18 protein-coding genes are annotated in these 17,724 nt (G+C 69.6%); 9 read left to right on the top strand and 9 right to left on the bottom strand.

All coding sequences use genetic code 11. The features are described 5' to 3' along the window. Positions 1–14: 14 nt before the first annotated feature. Both ABZ815_RS00225 and ABZ815_RS00220 read left to right on the top strand, forming a co-directional pair. A complete protein-coding gene (locus ABZ815_RS00225; protein WP_357692289.1) occupies positions 15–893 on the top strand; it encodes a glycosyltransferase family A protein in 879 nt (292 codons plus the stop codon). A gap of 130 nt (positions 894–1,023) precedes the next feature. Next, positions 1,024–1,869 carry a hypothetical protein gene (locus ABZ815_RS00220; protein ID WP_357692287.1) on the top strand — a complete coding sequence of 282 codons (846 nt, stop codon included), beginning with the start codon at positions 1,024–1,026 and terminating at the stop codon, positions 1,867–1,869. On the opposite strand, the gene ABZ815_RS00215 is transcribed toward ABZ815_RS00220, so the two are convergent. Next, positions 1,862–2,989, bottom strand: a complete 1,128-nt coding sequence (locus tag ABZ815_RS00215) for an acyltransferase (RefSeq protein WP_357692285.1) — start codon at positions 2,987–2,989, stop codon at positions 1,862–1,864. The two genes, ABZ815_RS00220 and ABZ815_RS00215, sit on opposite strands and share 8 nt — an antisense overlap. Positions 2,990–3,132: 143 nt before the next feature. Here ABZ815_RS00215 and ABZ815_RS00210 point away from each other — a divergent pair, with 143 nt between their 5' ends. From ABZ815_RS00210 to ABZ815_RS00200, 3 genes are read left to right on the top strand one after another with little or no spacing between them, the layout of a single operon-like run. Then, complete coding sequence (locus tag ABZ815_RS00210) at positions 3,133–3,987, top strand: hypothetical protein (RefSeq protein WP_357692283.1); 855 nt, start codon at positions 3,133–3,135, stop codon at positions 3,985–3,987. A gap of 8 nt (positions 3,988–3,995) precedes the next feature. Continuing rightward, the gene (locus ABZ815_RS00205; protein WP_357692281.1) at positions 3,996–4,727 is read left to right on the top strand and encodes a hypothetical protein; all 732 of its coding nucleotides are present in this window, start codon (positions 3,996–3,998) and stop codon (positions 4,725–4,727) included. 11 nt (positions 4,728–4,738) lie between these two features. Continuing rightward, on the top strand, positions 4,739–6,118 hold the full coding sequence (locus ABZ815_RS00200) for an O-antigen ligase family protein (RefSeq protein WP_357692279.1): 1,380 nt from the start codon (positions 4,739–4,741) through the stop codon (positions 6,116–6,118). Here the strand turns inward: ABZ815_RS00200 and ABZ815_RS00195 are convergent. Both ABZ815_RS00195 and ABZ815_RS00190 read right to left on the bottom strand, forming a co-directional pair. Next, entirely contained in the window at positions 6,007–6,555 is a 549-nt protein-coding gene (locus tag ABZ815_RS00195; RefSeq protein ID WP_357692277.1) for a dTDP-4-dehydrorhamnose 3,5-epimerase family protein, read from the bottom strand. The two genes, ABZ815_RS00200 and ABZ815_RS00195, sit on opposite strands and share 112 nt — an antisense overlap. A gap of 10 nt (positions 6,556–6,565) precedes the next feature. Further along, positions 6,566–7,489, bottom strand: a complete 924-nt coding sequence (locus ABZ815_RS00190) for a glycosyltransferase family 2 protein (RefSeq protein ID WP_357692275.1) — start codon at positions 7,487–7,489, stop codon at positions 6,566–6,568. A 105-nt stretch (positions 7,490–7,594) separates the two neighbouring features. On the opposite strand from ABZ815_RS00190, the gene ABZ815_RS00185 reads away from it, so the two are divergent. The 3 genes from ABZ815_RS00185 (at position 7,595) to ABZ815_RS00175 (ending at position 10,889) form a co-directional block, all read left to right on the top strand. Beyond that, the gene (locus ABZ815_RS00185) at positions 7,595–8,410 is read left to right on the top strand and encodes a 2OG-Fe(II) oxygenase (protein WP_357692273.1); all 816 of its coding nucleotides are present in this window, start codon (positions 7,595–7,597) and stop codon (positions 8,408–8,410) included. 17 nt (positions 8,411–8,427) lie between these two features. After that, the gene (locus tag ABZ815_RS00180; RefSeq protein ID WP_357692271.1) at positions 8,428–9,324 is read left to right on the top strand and encodes a hypothetical protein; all 897 of its coding nucleotides are present in this window, start codon (positions 8,428–8,430) and stop codon (positions 9,322–9,324) included. A gap of 164 nt (positions 9,325–9,488) precedes the next feature. Further along, complete coding sequence (locus ABZ815_RS00175) at positions 9,489–10,889, top strand: PT domain-containing protein (RefSeq protein ID WP_357692269.1); 1,401 nt, start codon at positions 9,489–9,491, stop codon at positions 10,887–10,889. Between the two features lie 35 nt (positions 10,890–10,924). Here the strand turns inward: ABZ815_RS00175 and ABZ815_RS00170 are convergent, their stop codons facing one another. The 6 genes from ABZ815_RS00170 to ABZ815_RS00145 all read right to left on the bottom strand — a co-directional run bounded on the left by ABZ815_RS00170 (position 10,925) and on the right by ABZ815_RS00145 (position 17,244). Then, positions 10,925–11,581, bottom strand: a complete 657-nt coding sequence (locus ABZ815_RS00170; RefSeq protein WP_357692267.1) for a hypothetical protein — start codon at positions 11,579–11,581, stop codon at positions 10,925–10,927. A 64-nt stretch (positions 11,582–11,645) separates the two neighbouring features. After that, positions 11,646–12,569 (bottom strand): NAD-dependent epimerase/dehydratase family protein, encoded by a 924-nt coding sequence (locus ABZ815_RS00165; protein WP_357692265.1) that lies wholly within the window; start codon positions 12,567–12,569, stop codon positions 11,646–11,648. Positions 12,570–12,631: 62 nt separating this feature from the next. After that, on the bottom strand, positions 12,632–13,678 hold the full coding sequence (locus ABZ815_RS00160) for a 2-oxoacid:ferredoxin oxidoreductase subunit beta (protein WP_357692263.1): 1,047 nt from the start codon (positions 13,676–13,678) through the stop codon (positions 12,632–12,634). Continuing rightward, on the bottom strand, positions 13,675–15,528 hold the full coding sequence (locus ABZ815_RS00155) for a 2-oxoacid:acceptor oxidoreductase subunit alpha (protein ID WP_357692261.1): 1,854 nt from the start codon (positions 15,526–15,528) through the stop codon (positions 13,675–13,677). The genes ABZ815_RS00160 and ABZ815_RS00155 overlap by 4 nt, the downstream gene beginning before the upstream one ends. A gap of 120 nt (positions 15,529–15,648) precedes the next feature. Further along, on the bottom strand, positions 15,649–15,738 hold the full coding sequence (locus ABZ815_RS00150; protein WP_357692259.1) for a putative leader peptide: 90 nt from the start codon (positions 15,736–15,738) through the stop codon (positions 15,649–15,651). Positions 15,739–15,771: 33 nt separating this feature from the next. Further along, complete coding sequence (locus tag ABZ815_RS00145) at positions 15,772–17,244, bottom strand: polysaccharide deacetylase family protein (RefSeq protein WP_357692257.1); 1,473 nt, start codon at positions 17,242–17,244, stop codon at positions 15,772–15,774. A gap of 85 nt (positions 17,245–17,329) precedes the next feature. Between ABZ815_RS00145 and ndhC the strand changes: the two genes are divergently transcribed. Further along, positions 17,330–17,701, top strand: coding sequence for an NADH-quinone oxidoreductase subunit A (gene ndhC, locus ABZ815_RS00140; RefSeq protein WP_357692255.1), 372 nt, complete (start codon positions 17,330–17,332; stop codon positions 17,699–17,701). Positions 17,702–17,724 lie beyond the last annotated feature (23 nt).

Below are 17,724 nucleotides of genomic sequence, written 5' to 3'. Positions count from 1 at the left end.
CTTGAGGAGAAGCGATGCTGGTGTCCATCGGAATGCCGGTCCGCAACGGCGCGGACCACCTGGAGGCGGCCGTCCGGTCGGTGCTCGCCCAGGAACACGCCGAGATCGAGGTGGTGATCTCCGACAACGCCTCCACCGATGACACCGAGGAGCTGTGCCGCCTGCTGGCCAAGGAGGACAGCCGGATCGTCTACCACCGGCAGGAGCGCGACCTGCACGTCGTCGACAACTTCGAGGAGGTGCTGCGGCGCTCGCGCGGCCGGTTCTTCCGCTGGATGGGCGACGACGACCGCCTCGAACCGACCTACGTCTCCCGTGCCCTTGAGCCGTTCCAGGACGACGAGCGGCTCATCCTGGTCACCACCGAGGTCACCTACACCTGGCTCGACGGGACCGTGCACGAGCCGCGCTACCTCGGCACCCGCCTGCTGTCCGACGACCCCGTCGACCGCCTGGAGGAGTTGTGCGAGGTGTGGGCCGCCCAGCACCTCAGGCTCGACCCCCTCTACGGCCTGATGCGGCGGGAGCGGGTGGCCGCCGTGCCGCGCCCCCGGATGATCCGCGAGGACGAGGTCTTCGCCGCCCGGCTGGCGCTGACCGCGCCGTGGGGGCACGTGCCCGAGCCGCTCGCCCACCGCCACCTGCGCGAACGCCGGCTGTCGGCGATCGCCTCGATGCTCGGCGTGCCGGCCTGGACCGCGCGGTTCGCCACCACGCTGCAGTTCCGCGCCATCCACGAGGCCCTGGGCGGGATGGAGCTGTCGGCGGAGCAGCGCGGGCGGGCCCGTGCCGTGCTGATGAGGGCGTACTGGCGGCGGCAGCGGAAGATGCTCGCGCACCGCGGCCGCAAGCTGGCCGGGATGGCCACCAGGGCGGTCACCTCGAAAAGGTGATCGCGCGGTCTCCGTGTAACGAAGAAGCGGACCGGGACGAGAGAAAGGAAAAGCACCACGCGAGGGGGAATATCTCGCTATGCCCGTTTTATTAGCCAACAGCCGGATTAACGACGATGTCCGGCGAAAAATGATCTTCCAGGGTGATGTCTTTCTCTACTCCGCGACGCCCGCCTCGACCGAACTGATCGAGTTCGCCCGCGAGCTGATCGAGGAGGCGTTCGACGGCCGCGACCCGCAGACCGCCCAGTACGAGATGCCCGTCGAGGAGTTCGCCGCACTGCTCGCGCAGCTCAAGCCGCGCTTCATCCACCACCCCACCAGCAAGAGGATCCTCGCCGCCCTGCTGGAGGAGCAGGGCATGGCGCTCGACAAGACCTACTTCGACGTGCCGAGGCTGCGCACCTCCACCGCCGACCACTATCTCGACTCCGGGATCTCCTACGCCTACCACGCGCATCGCGACTGCTGGTACTCCGCGCCGTTCTGCCAGGTCAACTGGTGGATCCCGGTCTACGAGGTCGTCCCGGAGAACGTCTTCGCCCTGCACCCGCACTACTTCGACCGCCCCGTACGCAACGGCAGCGGACGCTACGACTACGCGGAATGGACCGCCGTCAGCCGGCCCGCGGCCGCGCAGCACATCCACAGCGACACCCGCGAGCAGCCCAGGCCGGAGGAGGAGCTCGATCTGGGGGCCGAGCTGCGGCTGGTCCCCGAGCCGGGCGGCATGATGCTGTTCTCCGGGGCGCACCTGCACTCCACCGTCGCCAACACCTCCGGCAGGACCCGCTTCAGCATCGACTTCCGCACCGTGCACATCGACGACGTGCGCTCCCGTGCGGCGGCGCCCAACGTGGACGCGACCTGCCAGGGCACCACCCTGCGTGACTTCCACCGAGCCGACGACCTGAGCCGCATCCCGGAAGAGCTCGCCGCGGCCTACGAGGCCGAGGCGCTGGCCAAGCTCACCTGACCCGCGCGCGTACGGCCTCGCGCAAGCCCTTCCAGCTCCGATGCCGCTGGAAGGGCAGCTCGAAGACGGACGCGAACAACCACGCCGCCGCGATGCTTGCCGGCACGGCCAGGGCGAGCGTGAGGAGGAACGTGGGCATGCCGGGCGGCGTGCGTGGGGCGACGACAAGCCGGTTGATCATGACGACCAGCGGCGCGTGGATCAGGTAGAGGCTGTAGGAGAAGGAGCCGAGGCGCCGGACCGGCCGGGTGTCGAGCAGCCGTACGAGCCACACCGGCCGGCCCGAGGCCACGCCCGCCAGCAGCAGTCCGGCGGCCGGGCCGATCGCGAGGTCCACCCAGAAGAAGTTGCCGACCACCCACACCGGCCCGGCGGCCACCACCAGCAGCAGCACCGGCGCGGCGGCCGCGGCGGCGTACCAGTGCCAGGCGGCCCGGCCCGACTCCTCCGGCGTGCGCAGGACTCCCGCGCAGACCGCGCCGATGGCGAAGAGCGCGGCGAACTGCGGGGCCAGCCGCATCAGCAGCTCCACGGTGGGCACCGCGGGCGCCAGCGCCCCCACCGCCACGACGATCAGGGTCACCGCGCCGAGCATCAGCGCCGCGCCCCACCTGCGCAGGACCAGCAGCATCAGCGGGAACACCAGGTAGAGCTGCGCCTCGACGGCGATCGACCACATGGCCCCGTTGGGGCTGGGGGAGCCGAAGACGTCCTGGAGCAGCAGCCCGTAGATGAGGGCCGACTGGCCCGTGGGCGGCTGCTGCCCCGGCTGCGGGATGACCGCCCACGCGATCACCAGGCTGAACAGCAGCGCCGCCCAGTACGGCGGCAGAATGCGCCAGGCCCGCCGCTGGAAGAACGTCCGGACGCTGCCGAGCCGCCACCCGGACCTGGCGGGCGAGACCGCCAGCGAGAACCCGGACAGGACGATGAACACCACGACCGCGAAATGGCCGTAGAGCAGCCATTTCGTCCAGCCGGGCGAATCGTTGACGGGAAACCCCGGCCACGTCAGCAACCAGCAGTGGTGCAGCACCACGAACAGGGCCGCCAGGCCGCGTAATCCGTCGAGCCCGGCCAGCCGGCCCCGCGTCGCCGGACGCTCCACTGTCAGCCCCAAGGGAACCCCCGTCGCCGTAGTCGGTAGGTCTATCGGTCGGGCGCGGCGGTATGTAACCGGTCCGGGGCGATGTAACGTCTTCCTGCTTTTCGGCGATGGCCGTCTATAGGGCAAGCGTCGCCGATGCGGGGGAACGTACCAAAATGGAGTTCTGGAAGGCGATCCTTGGTCTTCTCCGGCGAATTCACCTAGGTCCACCGCTCATCCTGCTCTCCGTCCTGGTGGGCGGCGTCGTCCATCTCGTCATCCCGGCCCAGTACACGGCCGACGTCTCGCTCGTGCTCGCCACCCCCGTCAACGGCGGCACGGTCTCCAACGACAAGGCCAAGCAGGGGCTGACCAACCCCTTCCTCAACTTCAACGACGCCCTCAAGACCGGAGCCAGCATCGTCATCCTGGCGATGAACACCCAGGACGTCTGGACGCAGCTCGGCGCCCCCAAGGACGGCCCGACCGAGATCACGATCGACGACGGGCGCACCAACCCGAACGTCCTGGACATCAACGGCCCCTACATCTACGTCAGGGTCAACAGCGACTCGGCGGAGAAGGCGACGGCCGTGCTCATGGCGGCCCGTGAGCGTGTGGCGGCCGAGCTGTTCAAGTGGCAGAAGGCGCTCGGCGCGCCGGCGAACACGTTCATCACCTCGACCGACATCGTGCCGCCCGCCAAGCCCGAGGCCGACAGCAGCCTCAGCTGGCAGGGCGCGATCGGCGCCGCCCTGCTGTGCCTGTTCCTGGGCCTCGGCATCGCCTACGGCGTGCTGACCAAACGGGCGCCCGCCCCCGAGAAGCGGCCGGACGCCGAGGCCCCGGCCCGCGAACCGCTCGCCGCACCGACGCCGCCCCCACCTCTGGCCCCACCACTGGCCCCGGCCCCGACTTCGGCGCTCGACGAGGACAGCTCCGCCACGATGGAGTTCCCCGTCTACCGGGGAGAGCCCCTCTCGCGTGTGCCCGGGCCCAGGAAGGCGAACCAGGACGACGGCGAGGGATGAGGCCCGGCATGGACTTCTGGGCGACGGTGACGGTCCTGTTCAGACGTTGGTACGTGACCGTGCCCGCGTTCCTGCTCACGATCGCGGGCACCTTCGGCGTGTACGCCGTGGCGCCCAAGACGTTCATCTCCACCTCGGCGCTCGTCCTCACCCTGCCGGTCACCGGCGGCAGCGTGCCGAGCGACCCGGCGTTCCCCAACCCGCGCACCAACCCCCTGGTCTCCTTCGACCAGGGGCTGAGCATGACCTCCTCCATCCTCATCCAGGCGCTGAACACCCCCGAGACGGGTGCCGCGGTCGGCGCGCCGCCCGGTGGCGCCGTCACGCTCAAGATCACCAGTGGTGGCACCAACCCCGAGCTGATGCCGGCGACGCCCTTCATCGTCGTCGTCTGCGAGGCGCCGACCGCCGAGCTGGCCCACGGCATCGTCACGAAGGTGACGGCGCTGGCCCAGACGGAGCTGCGAGCCCGGCAGATCAAGGTCAACGCGCCGCCCACCACGTACGTCACCGCCACGGTCGTGGTGCCGCCGACGCAGGCCGACGAGAAGAAGGGCAGCCGGATGCGCAGCGCGGTGGTCGCCGGGGCGCTGGCGTTCTTCATGAGCCTGTTCGCCGCGTTCATGACGGAGAGCTTCGTCCGGCACCGCCGTGCCCGCCGGTCCGGCCCGGCCACGCCCCCGCGCGTCGAGGCCGCCGCGGCCAACGGCACCCGCTCGCTGGCCGGACGTGAAGGATGACCCCGATCCTCATGCCAAGGCGCGCCGACGGCGCCACGATGATCGGCATCTTCGTCCTGGTGCTGCTGGTCCTCCCGGCCCGGCTGGTGGTGGCCGGCCTCCCGCTGTCGCTCACCCCCGCCGAGATCGTGGCCCTGACGCTGGGCCTGGTGTGGGTGTGCGCCCAGATGATCAGTACGACGGGCGCCGCCAAGGGAGCCAACCCCGCCCGTACCGCGATCTTCGTCTACGGCGCGCTCCTGCTGGCCGTCTACGGGTACACGACCTCGGTCTACCTGCCCTCCGACGAGCTCAACCTCGCCGACCACACGCTCGTGCTCTACCTCGGCTACGTGAGCCTGGTCCTGGTGATGTGCGACGGGCTGGGCAGCCGCGAGCGGCTCGACTTCGTGCTCAAGGCCGTCGTGGTCGGCGGCACCTTCTCGGCGGTCGTCGCCCTGCTGCAGTTCAGGCTCGACCTCGACATCACCCAGTACATGCAGTTCCCGGGCCTGCGCCACTCGTCCACGGAGGAGGTGCCGACCGTGATCTCCCGGTCGGACCTGCGCCGGGTCGCCGGGACGCTCGGGCATCCGATCGAGTTCGGCGCGGTGTCGGCGATGGTGCTGCCCATCGCCGCGCACCTCGGCTTCCAGGCGCGCAGCCGCGGTCAGGCCGCGACCCGCTGGTGGATCTGCGCCGCCGTCATCGGGGCCGGCCTGATGTTCTCGGTGTCCAGGACGGCCGTGCTCGGTCTGGCGGGCGCGAGCATCATCCTCCTGCTCGGCTGGTCGAACCGGCGCAGGCTCATCGCCGCCGGCGCGTTCGTCGTGTTCCTCGGGTTCATGAAGGTGCTGGTGCCCGGCCTGCTCGGAACGTTCTACAACCTGTTCGCCGGGGCGGGCGAGGACAGCAGCATCATCTACCGCACGCACGACTACCCGTTCGCGATGCGGGAGTTCGGCAGGAGCCCGATCTTCGGCCGCGGGCCGGGCACCTGGTACCCGTTCAAGCATCAGGTGTTCGACAACCAGTACCTGCTGTCGCTGGTCGAGACCGGGCTGATCGGCGTGGTCGGCTTCGTCGGCGTGATCGTGGCCGGGATGTCCGTCGCTCTGTGGGCGCGCCGGCTCAGCACCGACCCGAACGTGCGCAACCTCGGGCTGACCATTGCCGCCTGCCTGGTGATCCCGCTGCTCGGCGCGGCCACGTTCGACATGTTGTCCTTCCCCGGCATCACCAGCCTGATGTTCCTGCTGATCGGCGCCGCCGGGGCGATGCTGCGCCTGGAACGCGCCGATCAGGCGGCCAGGACGCTCCTCAGCTCCTTCCACGACCCCGCCGAACGGTCGCGCTCGCTGATCGCGCTGACCGGCAGGGGCCAGGGCAGCGCGAGGTCGGGGTCGTCGTAGCGGACGGCCAGGTCCTCGGCCGGGTCGTGCTCCCTGTCGATGCGGTAGCAGACGTCGGCGTGCTCGGTCAGCGCCTGGTAGCCGTGCAGGATGCCCGGCGGCACGTACAGGTGCGCGAACGTCACGTCGTCGAGCCGGACGGTGACGTGCGAGCCGAACGTCGGCGACCCAGGACGCGCGTCCACCAGGACGTCGAGCACCGCGCCGTGGGCGGCCCGCACCAGCTTGGCCTCCCCGCGGCCGGACCGGCCGTGCATCCCCCTGATCGTGCCGAGCCGCGAGCGCGACTGGCTGTCCTGGACGAACGCGGTGTGGTCCAGCCCGTGCGCGGCGGCGATCGCGGCGTCGAAGGTCCTGGTGAACAAGCCCCGGTCGTCGTGGCTCGGCGTCGGCACGAACAGCAGCACGCCGTCGAGGTCCAGCCGCTCGACTCTCATGGTGTTCCTCTCATCCGGGTAGGGCCCGCATCCGGCGGGAGGGTCTGAGCAGGGCCACGACGGAGGCCCGCGCCGTACGCCGGCCCGCCGCCGCCCGCATCGCCTCGCCGAGCAGCACGGCGAGGTAGAAGCCCGCGGTCGCGATCCGGCCGCGGCGCAGCCTGAACAGCCGCACGCGGTTGACCGTGAGCAGCGCGGCCAGCATCGGACTGATCTTCGCCTCGCCGCCGATGTGCTCGACCAGGGCGGCGGGCTCGTACCAGAGGGTCCAGCCCGCGTCCGCGGCGCGCAGGGCGTACTCGGTCTCCTCGCTGTACAGCAGGAAGGACTCGTCCCAGGGGCCGACCTCGGCGAGCGTCGCCACCGACAGGAGCATGGCGGCCCCGGTGGCCCAGTCCGCCGGGCCGGGCCGTTCGTAGCGGTCCGGGTCGGCGACCATCTCGCCCAGCGTGCCGAGGCGGCCCGCGAGCCGCCCGCCGAGTAACGACTCGGCCAGTGCGCGGCGGACGGCGGGCGTGCGCCGCAGCGAGTGGTGCAGCACGCCCTCGGTGCTGACCAGCCGGGGAACGGCGATGCCGGTGCCCGGACGGCCGAGCGCGGCCGCGAGCACGGCCAGCGAACCAGGACGAAGGCGGCAGTCGGGGTTCATCACGAAGACCGCGTCGAGCTCGTCGAGGTCGAGCGCCGCGATGCCGGCGTTGATCGCCGCCGCGTAACCGGCGTTCCTGCCCACCTGCAACGGCCTGACCGGCAGGCCGGCGGCCTGCTCGGCGAGGCGGAGCGAGTCGTCCTTGGAGGCGTTGTCCGCCACGACGACGTCGGTGAGGAGCACCCCATCGGCGCCCTCCCGCAGGGAGGCCAGGCATCCGCCGAGGACCGGCGCGCTGTTGTAGGTCACGATCACGATCGCGAGACGGGGAGGGCCGGACGTCACATGTCGCCCATCGCGCCCCAGGAATGGATCGTTACAGGTAACAGATGGCACCGGTGAGGCGATATGGGGATAGCGGCCGGTGTCGTAGAGACGGAGAGAGACTCCATGCAGAACCTGCAGGCTTTCACCTTTCGCCGGGACGAGCTCTTTCCACTGGCGGACAAGTACTCCGAGCGGTTCCGCACGGCCTCGCCCTTCCGCCACGTGGTCATCGACGACTTCCTCCCGCCGGACGTGCTGGAGCCCGTGCTCGACGAGTTCCCGGAGCCGCGCGACGCCACCTGGGAGCGGTTCGACAGCGCGCGTGAGGTGAAGCTGGCGCTGGCCGACACCGAGCGCATGGGGCCGGCCACCCGGCACCTCCTGGCGGAGTTCAACTCCGGGGTGTTCATGGAGTTCCTGGAGCGGCTGACCGGCATCGGGCAACTCGTCTCCGACCCGCACTTCGAGGGCGGCGGCCTGCACCAGATCCGGCCGGGCGGCTTCCTCAAGGTGCACGCCGACTTCAACAAGAGCCGCAAGCTCAACCTGGACCGCCGGCTCAACGGCCTGCTGTACCTGAACAAGGACTGGGAGGAGAGCTACGGCGGCCACCTGCAGCTGTGGAACAAGGACATGACGGCGTGCGAGTCGAAGGTGCTGCCGGTCTTCAACCGGTTCGTCCTGTTCGCCACGACCGATGACGCCAACCACGGCCACCCCGACCCGCTCACCTGCCCGCCCGACCGCGCGCGGCGCTCGATGGCGCTCTACTACTACTCGAACGGCAGGCCGGCGGACGAGGTCACCGACGACCACACCACGCTGTTCAAGCAGCGGCCCGGCGAGGCGTGGAAGAGCAACCTGCGCCAGGTCGCCAAGCGCTGGACGCCGCCCGCGCTGGCCGACCTCGTCGGCGGCCGGAAGTCCAAGGGCGAGTGAGGCCGTACGCCGGAGGGTTGTGCCTTGGCCTGGTCCTGGCGGTCGTGCTGCTGAGCGCGTGTCAGAGTTCCGGGAGTGAGCCGCTCGGCTCCCGCTCACCCGCCACGCCGTCCGCGTCCGTCTCCGCCACGCCGTCGAGGGCGTCCGGGCGGGTCTGGCCGGGCCCGGACAACACGGGCGTGCCCGACGGCGTACGCCTGCGCCCGTCGGACTCCCTGGTGGTGAGCGAGAAGGGCGCGGTCATCGACGGTCTGGACGTGACCGGCTACATCACGGTCGAGGCCGACGACGTGACCATCCGCAACACGCGGGTGCGCGGGCAGCAGGACTGGTGGGGGATCCTCCAGCGTGAGGGGCGTACCGGGCTGACGGTCGAGGACAGCGAGATCTTCGGCAACGGCAAGGTGCGCACCCAGTTCGGCATCCTCAACCAGGGCAAGCTGATCACCGTCCGCCGGGTGGACGTCCACACGATCTCCAACGGCATCCTGACCCAGCAGGGCCTGGTCGAGGACTCGTACGTGCACGACCCGAAGTACTACGCGGGCGACCACACCGACATGATCATGTCCACCGGGCCGCCCGCCCCCGGCACCGAGCTGGTCATCCGGGGCAACACCGTGATCAACACGCTGGACCAGACCGGCGCGATCGCCCTGTTCCAGGACTTCGGCGTGAGCCGCGACGTCACCGTGCAGGGGAACCTGCTGGCCGGCGGCGGCTGGTCGTTGTACGCCGGGGCGGGGGCGAAGGGCAGGTCGTCCAACATCAAGGTGATCGGCAACGTCTTCAGCCGCCGCGTCTGGCCCAAGGGGGGATTCGCGGGCCCGGTCTCATATTGGGATAAGAACGGGTCCGGAAATCGATGGGACGGGAACACCTGGGAGAACGGCGGGACGGTGCCGCCGGGATGACGACCATTTGTCGGATTTAATATGACAGATGAAAAAGCTGTGATTATTGTGAATTAAGAGGAAAGCGACGTCCTTTTCAGTAAAAAGCCTCACTCCTGCTTCCGGCATGGCTACTCTCTCCCCTTGGGGGACTCGGACCTGGCCTAGATCGGAAGGAGTCACCTGTGTCAAGGCATCGAAGAGGGAAGAGACGCGCGGGGTGGTTATCCCTGGCCGGCGTTTCCGTGGTGGCGCTGCTGGCCGGCGGGTACGGCATCATCGCCACCGACGTACTGGAGCCCCGGGCGGTCCTGACGGACGCCGGCGGGGCGCAGGCCGCGGCAGGGCCGCACGCCGCCGCCGGCCAGAAACCCAGATCGCGTCCCACCACCCAGAAGCCCCGGCCCAGGAAGACCCGGAGCCAGGAGCCGCAGTGGTGGCCCAGGCGGCCCACGAGGAAGCCGACCGCGCGCCCCACCCGCCGCCCGACCCACCGGCCCACCCATTGGCCCACTCGCTGGCCGACACACCGGCCGACCGGGAAGCCCACGGTGAGCCCGCCCGTGACGCCCACAGTGGACCCGCCCGACACCCCGACGCCGACGCCGACGCACACACCGACCACCACGGGCACCCCGACGCCGACCCCCACGCGGACACCCACCCGGACGCCCAGCCCCACGCCCAGCCAGACCCCCACGGCGACCCCCACGGCGACGCCCACCAAGTCACCGACGGCCACACCCACCAGCACACCGACGGCGACGCCCACCAGCACGCCCACCAAGACGCCCCCCTCCACGCCGCCCCCGTCCCGGGACTGGCCGGGAGAGGGCAACACCGGCGTCCCCGACGGCACGAACCTGGTCAAGAAGACCGGCTCGATCGTCATCAAGGAGGACGGCAAGGTCATCGACGGCTGGGACGTCACCGGCGACATCACCGTCGAGGCCGACAACGTCACCATCCGCAACACCCGCGTCCGCGGCCAGAGCGACTACTGGGGCATCCTCCAGCGCGAGGGCTTCTCCGGCCTGAAGGTCGAGGACAGCGAGATCTTCGGCAACGGCAAGGTGCGCACCCAGTTCGGCATCCTCAACCAGGGCAAGCTGATCACCGTCCGCCGGGTGGACATCCACACGATCTCCAACGGCATCCACACCGATCAGGGTCTGATCGAGGACTCGTACGTGCACGACCCCAAGTACTACTCCACCGACCACACCGACATGATCATGTCGACCGGCACCGCGCTCCCCGGCACCGAGCTGATCATCCGCCACAACACGGTCATCAACACGCTCGACCAGACCGGCGCGATCGCCCTGTTCCAGGACTTCGGCGTGACCCGCAACGTCACCGTGCAGGGCAACCTGCTGGCCGGCGGCGGCTGGACGCTCTACGCGGGCGCCGGTCGCAAGGGCCTGTCCTCGAACATCAAGGTCGTCGACAACGTCTTCAGCCGCAAGGTGTGGCCCAAGGGCGGCTACTCGGGCGCGGTGGCGTACTGGGATCCCGAGGGGCCGGGCAACGTCTGGCGCGGCAACACCTGGGAGAGCGGCGGCGCGAGCGTGCTGGCCGACTGACGTCGCAGGCCCTCAGGACGCCTGTGAAGCGCGTACTAGGCCCGGATCGCGATGACCGACTTCACCAGCCCGCCCAGCCGCTCGAAGTGGATCCGGGACTTCGGAAAGTAGTGCCGCATCTCGGTCACGCTGAGCAGCTCGACCTCCATGGCGATCATGCGCGCGGCGTCCCGGTCGGAGGTCGGCGTGTGCACGAGCGGCCAGCGGCGCAGGATCGTCGTACGGGCGGCGAGGGGCAGGAACTGGAACCCGGGGAACAGGAAGTGCGGTTCGACCGGGAAGTACCGGTACGGCGTCTGCACCCAGTGCCGCTCGGCCATCTCGTGCACGGTGTCGGCGAACCGCTGCCGGCGCTGGTGGCCGCCGACGTGCTCGATGACGGCGTTGGAGAAGACCAGGTCGTAACGGCTGGAGCGGATCGAGGACGGGAGGTCGCAGGCGTCGGCGACGTCGGCCCGCAGCCACGACGGCAGGTCGGCGGGCGGCTGTTCCAGGTTGACGATGTGCGCGTGCGCCGGCTTGACCGGCGCCCGCATCCAGGCCCCGGCCGTGCCGCCGAGGTCGAGGACGCTCATCTGGTCGAGGTCCGGGAACCGGTCGGCGAACCAGCGCCACCGCCGTGCCCGTGCCTTGGCTCCCAGGGAGTCAGGAGCGTCCACAAAACGACTGCGCAGCGCATTCAGACGGCTCATGCAGGGGCTCCTCGGCTCCGGCCGGATCAGTAACCCCTATGCTCGCAGAATTCCGCCTGATCGGCTAAGAGTGCGATTCTTCGTGACATTCTTGCGACGCATACCAATTAACGGTCCGGCGCAGCCCTTCGTCCAAATCCGTGGCAGGTCGCCAGCCGAGCCGGTCCGCCGCCGGTGCAATGTCGCCGACCTGCGTGATGTCATGCGGACGATCGGGGGCGGAACCGAATTCGGGTCGCGTGGGCGCGCCGGCGATCCGGTAAAGCCGTTCGACGATCTCGTGGGCCGGGGTTTTCAGGCCCGTCCCGATATCGAGCGTGTGACCGACCGCTTTATCCGACGTGCCCGCCAGGACGAACGCGTCGACGACATCGTCCACGTAGATCCAGTCGGCGAGCTTGGCCCCCCTGGTGAGCCGGGGACGCTCGCCGCGCAGGAGACAGAGCGTCACGTACGGCACGAGCTTGGTGGTGTCGGGCTGGGCCGGGCCGTAGACCATGCTGGGACGCAGCACGGTCACGGGCAGGTCCCAGAGCCGGTGGTAGAGCTGCGCGTAGCCGGTGGCGGCCCACTTGGACATCGCGTACGCCGACGACGGCGGCGCGTGGTCGTTGCCCGGTCGCGGCTCCTCGATCGAGCCGGTGAACACGGTCCGGACGCCGTGCTCGCGGGCGGCCGACAACACGTTGACCGCGCCCACGACGTTGCTCTCCAGCGTGGCCCGGACGACCTCGTCGCCGCGCGACCCGGTGACCTCGCCGGCGAGGTGGAACAGCAGGTTCGGGCGTACCGACCGGAAGAGCCGCGAGGTGTCGCCGGCGTCGTCGAGCCGGGTCTGGTGCCAGATCTCGCCGTGGCGGGCCCGCTGCGGCCGCCGGCTGATCGCGTGTACCTGCGCGCCGAGCGAGCGTAAGCGTCTGACCAGGTGCGATCCGATGAACCCGGCCGCACCCGTCACCAGCACCACGGCCTCGGGCCAATACGACATCGTGGATTGACCTCCGTGGAAGATGGAGCCGTTCGGGCCGACGGCTCCATCTAATACACGAACTAGCTGATGCGCCAGGTGTCTCCACCCAAGAGCAGCTCGCTCAGGTCGCCGGGGCCCTTCTGCGCCACGGCCTCCTCCAGCTGGTCGGCCATGAGCACGTCGTAGGCCGGGCGGTCGACCTGGCGGAAGATGCCGATCGGCACGTGCTCGAAGGCCGGCTCGTCGAGCCTGCTGAGGGCGAAGGCCACCGACGGGTCGGGGTTGTGGGCGTCGTGCACGAGGATCTGCTCCTCGCTCACGCCGTCCCTGGCGACGACCTCGATGCCGCCGTTGGCGCCGCGCACGACGGCCTTGGACGAGCTCACGATCGGCTGGCCGTGTTCGAGCCGCAGCGTGATGTCGTCGCGGACCGCCGGGTCCTTGAGCTGCTCGAAGGCGTTGTCGTTGAAGATGTTGCAGTTCTGGTAGATCTCCACCAGCGACGTGCCCTGGTGCGCCGTGGCCTCGCGCAGCACCGACTGCAGGTGCTTGCGGTCGGAGTCGATCGTGCGGGCCACGAACGACGCCTCGGCGCCGATGGCCAGCGAGATCGGGTTGAACGGCTTGTCCAGCGAGCCCATCGGCGTCGACTTGGTGATCTTGCCGACCTCGGAGGTGGGCGAGTACTGGCCCTTGGTCAGACCGTAGATCCTGTTGTTGAACAGCAGGATGTTCAGGTTGACGTTGCGGCGCAGCGCGTGGATCAGGTGGTTGCCGCCGATCGACAGCGCGTCGCCGTCACCCGTGATCACCCACACCGACAGGTCGGGCCGGGAGGCGGCCAGGCCGGTCGCGATCGCGGGCGCGCGGCCGTGGATCGAGTGGAAGCCGTAGGTGTCGAGGTAGTACGGGAAGCGCGAGGAGCAGCCGATGCCGGAGACGAACACGATGTTCTCGCGCCGCAGCCCCAGCTCCGGCAGGAAGCTCTGCACCGCGGCCAGGATCGCGTAGTCACCGCAACCCGGGCACCAGCGCACCTCCTGGTCGGACTTGAAGTCCTTCAGCCCCTGCTTGACGTCCGTCTTGGGAACCAGGCTCAGGCCCTTCCCGTTCACCAGCTCAGTCACTGTCGATCACCACTGTCGATCACGTCCTGAATGACTCCGGCCAGCTCCTCGGCCTTGAACGGGAGCCCGCGCACGCGGTTGTAGCTGATCACGTCGACGAGGTAGCGGGCCCGCAGCAGCAGCGCGAGCTGGCCGAGGTTGATCTCGGGCAGCAGCACCTTGTCGTAGCTCTTGAGCACCTCGCCGGTGTTGGCCGGCAGCGGGTTGAGGTGGCGCAGGTGCGTCTGGGCGACCTTGCCGCCGTTGCGCCTGATGCGCCGTACGGCCGCCGCGATCGGCCCGTACGTCGAGCCCCAGCCGATGACCAGGACCTTGGCGTCGCCCTCGGGGTCGTCGACCACGAGGTCGGGCACGTCGATCCCGGCGATCTTGGCGGCCCGGGTGCGGACCATCAGGTCGTGGTTGTCCGGGTCGTAGGAGATGTTGCCGGTGCCGTCGGCCTTCTCGATGCCGCCGATGCGGTGTTCGAGGCCGGCCGTGCCGGGGATGGCCCACGGGCGGGCCAGCGTCTCGGTGTCCCGCTTGAACGGCAGGAACTCGCCGCCCTCGCCGTTGGGCTCGGTCGTGAACTCCTGCGAGATGTCGGGCAGGTCGGCGACTTCGGGCAGGCGCCACGGCTCCGAGCCGTTGGCCAGGTAGCCGTCCGAGAGCAACATGACCGGGGTGCGGTACTTGACCGCGATCCGCGCCGCCTCGACGGCCGCGTCGAAGCAGTCGCTCGGCGAGAGCGGCGCGACGATCGGCACCGGCGACTCGCCGTTGCGGCCGAACATGGCCATCAGCAGGTCGGTCTGCTCGGTCTTGGTCGGCATGCCCGTGCTGGGACCGGCGCGCTGGACGTCAACGATGATCAACGGCAGCTCGGTGGTGACCGCGAGGCCGACCGTCTCCGCCTTCAGCGCCACGCCGGGCCCGGAGGTGGTGGTCACGCCCAGCGCCCCGCCGAACGCCGCCCCCAGCGCCGCGCCGACGCCCGCGATCTCGTCCTCCGCCTGGAAGGTACGGATGCCGAACCGCTTGTGCTTGGACAGCTCGTGCAGGATGTCGCTGGCCGGCGTGATCGGGTACGAGCCCAGGAACAGCGGCAGCTTCGACTGCACGCTGGCCGCGATCAGCCCGTAGGCCAAGGCCTGGTTCCCCGAGATGTTGCGATAGACGCCGGGAGCCAGCCTGGCGGGCTTGACCTCGTAGGAGACCGAGAACGACTCGGTCGTCTCGCCGTAGTTCCAGCCCGCCTGGAAGGCCGCGATGTTCGCCTTGGCGATGTCGGGCTTCTTGGCGAACTTCTGCTGGAGGAACGAGATCGTCTGCTCGGTCGGCCGGTGGTAGAGCCACGACAGCAGGCCGAGGGCGAACATGTTCTTGGCGCGCTCGGCGTCCTTCTTCGAGATCTCGAAGCCTTCGAGCGCCTTGACCGTCAGCGAGGTCAGCGGCACCGCGTGCACGCGCCACTCGTTCAGGGAGTCGTCCTCCAGCGGGTTGGCCGCGTAGCCGACCTTCTGCAGGTTGCGCTTGGAGAACTCGTCGATGTTGGCGATGATGTCGGCGCCGCGCGGCAGGTCGCCGAGGTTCGCCTTCAGCGCCGCCGGGTTCATCGCCACGAGCACGTTGGGCGCGTCGCCGGGCGTCAGGATGTCGTGGTCGGCGAAGTGGAGCTGGAAGCTCGACACGCCGGGCAGGGTCCCTGCGGGGGCGCGGATCTCGGCGGGGAAGTTGGGGAGCGTCGACAGGTCGTTGCCGAACTCCGCCGTCCCCGCGGTGAAGCGGTCGCCGGTGAGCTGCATGCCGTCGCCGGAGTCGCCGGCGAACCTGATGATCACGCGGTCGAGTTGCTGGACCTGCTTCGTCACAGCTCAGTCCTCCTCGACGCGCCAAGGCGCGGTTGCTTTGGGCGCGTTCTCTGTTTCCATGCTAGATCCTCGGAAGGTCACGCGTTTGCCAGCCGCGAAAGCGGGTAACGCGGTCGGAAGTCAGGTTGAGGCGGGAGAACGACGACACAGCCCTGACGCGAGCCTGCAGAGGTCTACATGCAGGCGTGCGAAGAGGACGGTTCGGGTCACGAGCGCCAATGATACGTCCCCCCAACACGTGTGCTACGTCAGGGGCTGCTTGCGCGACTGCGTGCTCCCCGTCTCGTACAGGCGTCCGGCGCGCATCGCTGCGGAGCCGTACAGCTCTGGAACGGTCACGAAGGTGTAACCCTTCCCGCTGAGTTCTTTCAGGATGCCCGGAATCGCGTCGATCGACTCCGCATTGGTGTCGTGCAGCAGGATGATCGCCCCCGGATGGGCCTTGCGCACGACGCGGTCGGTGATCTCCGACGCCTTGGCGCCGGGCTCGTCCCTGGCGTTGACGTCCCAGCCGACCAGCGACAGTCCCAGGTCGCGGGCGACGTCGCGGACGTCCTTGCTGATCGCGCCGTAGGGCGGGCGGGCCAGCGTGGGCTCCTGCCCGATCGCCGCCCTGACGGAGTCGTCGGTACGCCGGAAGGAGTCGGCGATCTTGCTGGTGCCCTGCTTCGACAGGTCCCGGTGGGCCCAGGAGTGGTTGCCGACCAGATGGCCCTCCGCGCTCATCCTGCGCAGCAGGCCCGGCTGCGTGACGGCGTTCGTCCCGACGGTGAAGAACGTGGCCCGTGCCTTGCCGGCGGCCAGCAGGTCGAGCAGCCGCCCGGTCCCCGGCCCCGGCCCGTCGTCGAACGTCAGCGCCACGCACTTGGTCCTGGCGCAGTTCACGCTGCCGGCCCGGTTGCTGGTGGCCTCGGGACTGGCCGTGGGCGTCGTCTCCGGCCCGGCCGGAGGAACGCTGCGGGCAGCCTCCCGCACGCTCTCCTGCGCCCGGCGTCCCAGCTCGGACAGCAGCGGCGTCACCCGTCCGGCCTGGACGGCCACGGCGACCCGGCCGAGCGAGCACGGCCCGACCTGGCAGTCGTCGAACTCGACCACCAGATCACCGCCGCGGTTGAAGGCCATGGAGTCGAACTGGTCGGGGTCGGCGCGCACGCCGTCCGGCTCGACCTGCGGACCGCGTCCCTTGAGCTGCTCCTTGACCAGCACCGTGAGCCGGTCGAGCGCCTGCTGCCCGCCGAGCAGCGCCATGGACCCGGCCGCCTTGCCGGTACGCGGGTCGAACCAGAAGGTACGGGTGGAGTTGCCCCAGCTCGCGCCCAGGAACTCGCCGGTGCGCAGCCGTACCCCGACGGCCTCGGGGGAGCGGGCGGCGAGCTGCCAGTCCATGTTCAGCTCCGAACGCGGGTAGCCGCCGTTGACGCTCTTGGCGGCCCGGAAGGCGCGCAACTGCCGCTCGGCCTCCGCGCGCAGGACGCGGTTCAGGCTCGGCGCGTCGGTCAGTTCGGGGTAGCTGATGTGCACATATCTGCTGTGGTCGTCCTTGTTGGTGATGTTCGCCGTGGACAGGCCGACGACTGTCGCGGGGTCGACGAAGTCGATCGCGGTCGGCTCTGCCGGGACCAGCACGTCCCGCTCGGGCGAGGCGGCGGCCAGCCCGCAGCCCCCGGCCGAGAGGGCCAGCAGAGCGATTCCAGTAAAGAATCGCGTTTGGTGCATGTCTGTCAGGGTATGGGGGCGACTATCCCTTTTGCTCTGTCTTGGGGTTATGGGGTCTGAGGTTTGACTGGGTTACGATCACGTCATGGAGGGCTACTTCGGGTCCTACGTGCTGGTCGCCGTGCTGTTCGCGATCGGCGTCGCCATCGTCGCCGGGGCCCTCACGGTCAACCGGCTCCTGCGGCCCACCAGGCCGACCCCCGAGAAGCTGACCACGTACGAGTGCGGCGTCGACCCGGTCGGCGACGGCTGGGCGCAGTCCCAGGTCCGCTACTACGTCTTCACCTACCTCTACGTCGTCTTCGCCGTCGACGCCGTCTTCCTCTTCCCGTGGGCCACGATCTTCGACGCGCCCGGCTACGGGGTGACGACCCTGGTCGAGATGTTCGTGTTCCTCGGCTTCATCACCCTCGGCATCCTGTACGCCTGGCGCAAACGCGTCCTGTCCTGGACGTAGATCGTTATTCGGGTGTGCTGGTG

This window comes from Nonomuraea sp. NPDC047529, from assembly GCF_040642995.1.
Taxonomy (GTDB): Bacteria; Actinomycetota; Actinomycetes; order Streptosporangiales; family Streptosporangiaceae; genus Nonomuraea.
This window is presented reverse-complemented; position numbering and strand designations above follow the sequence as displayed.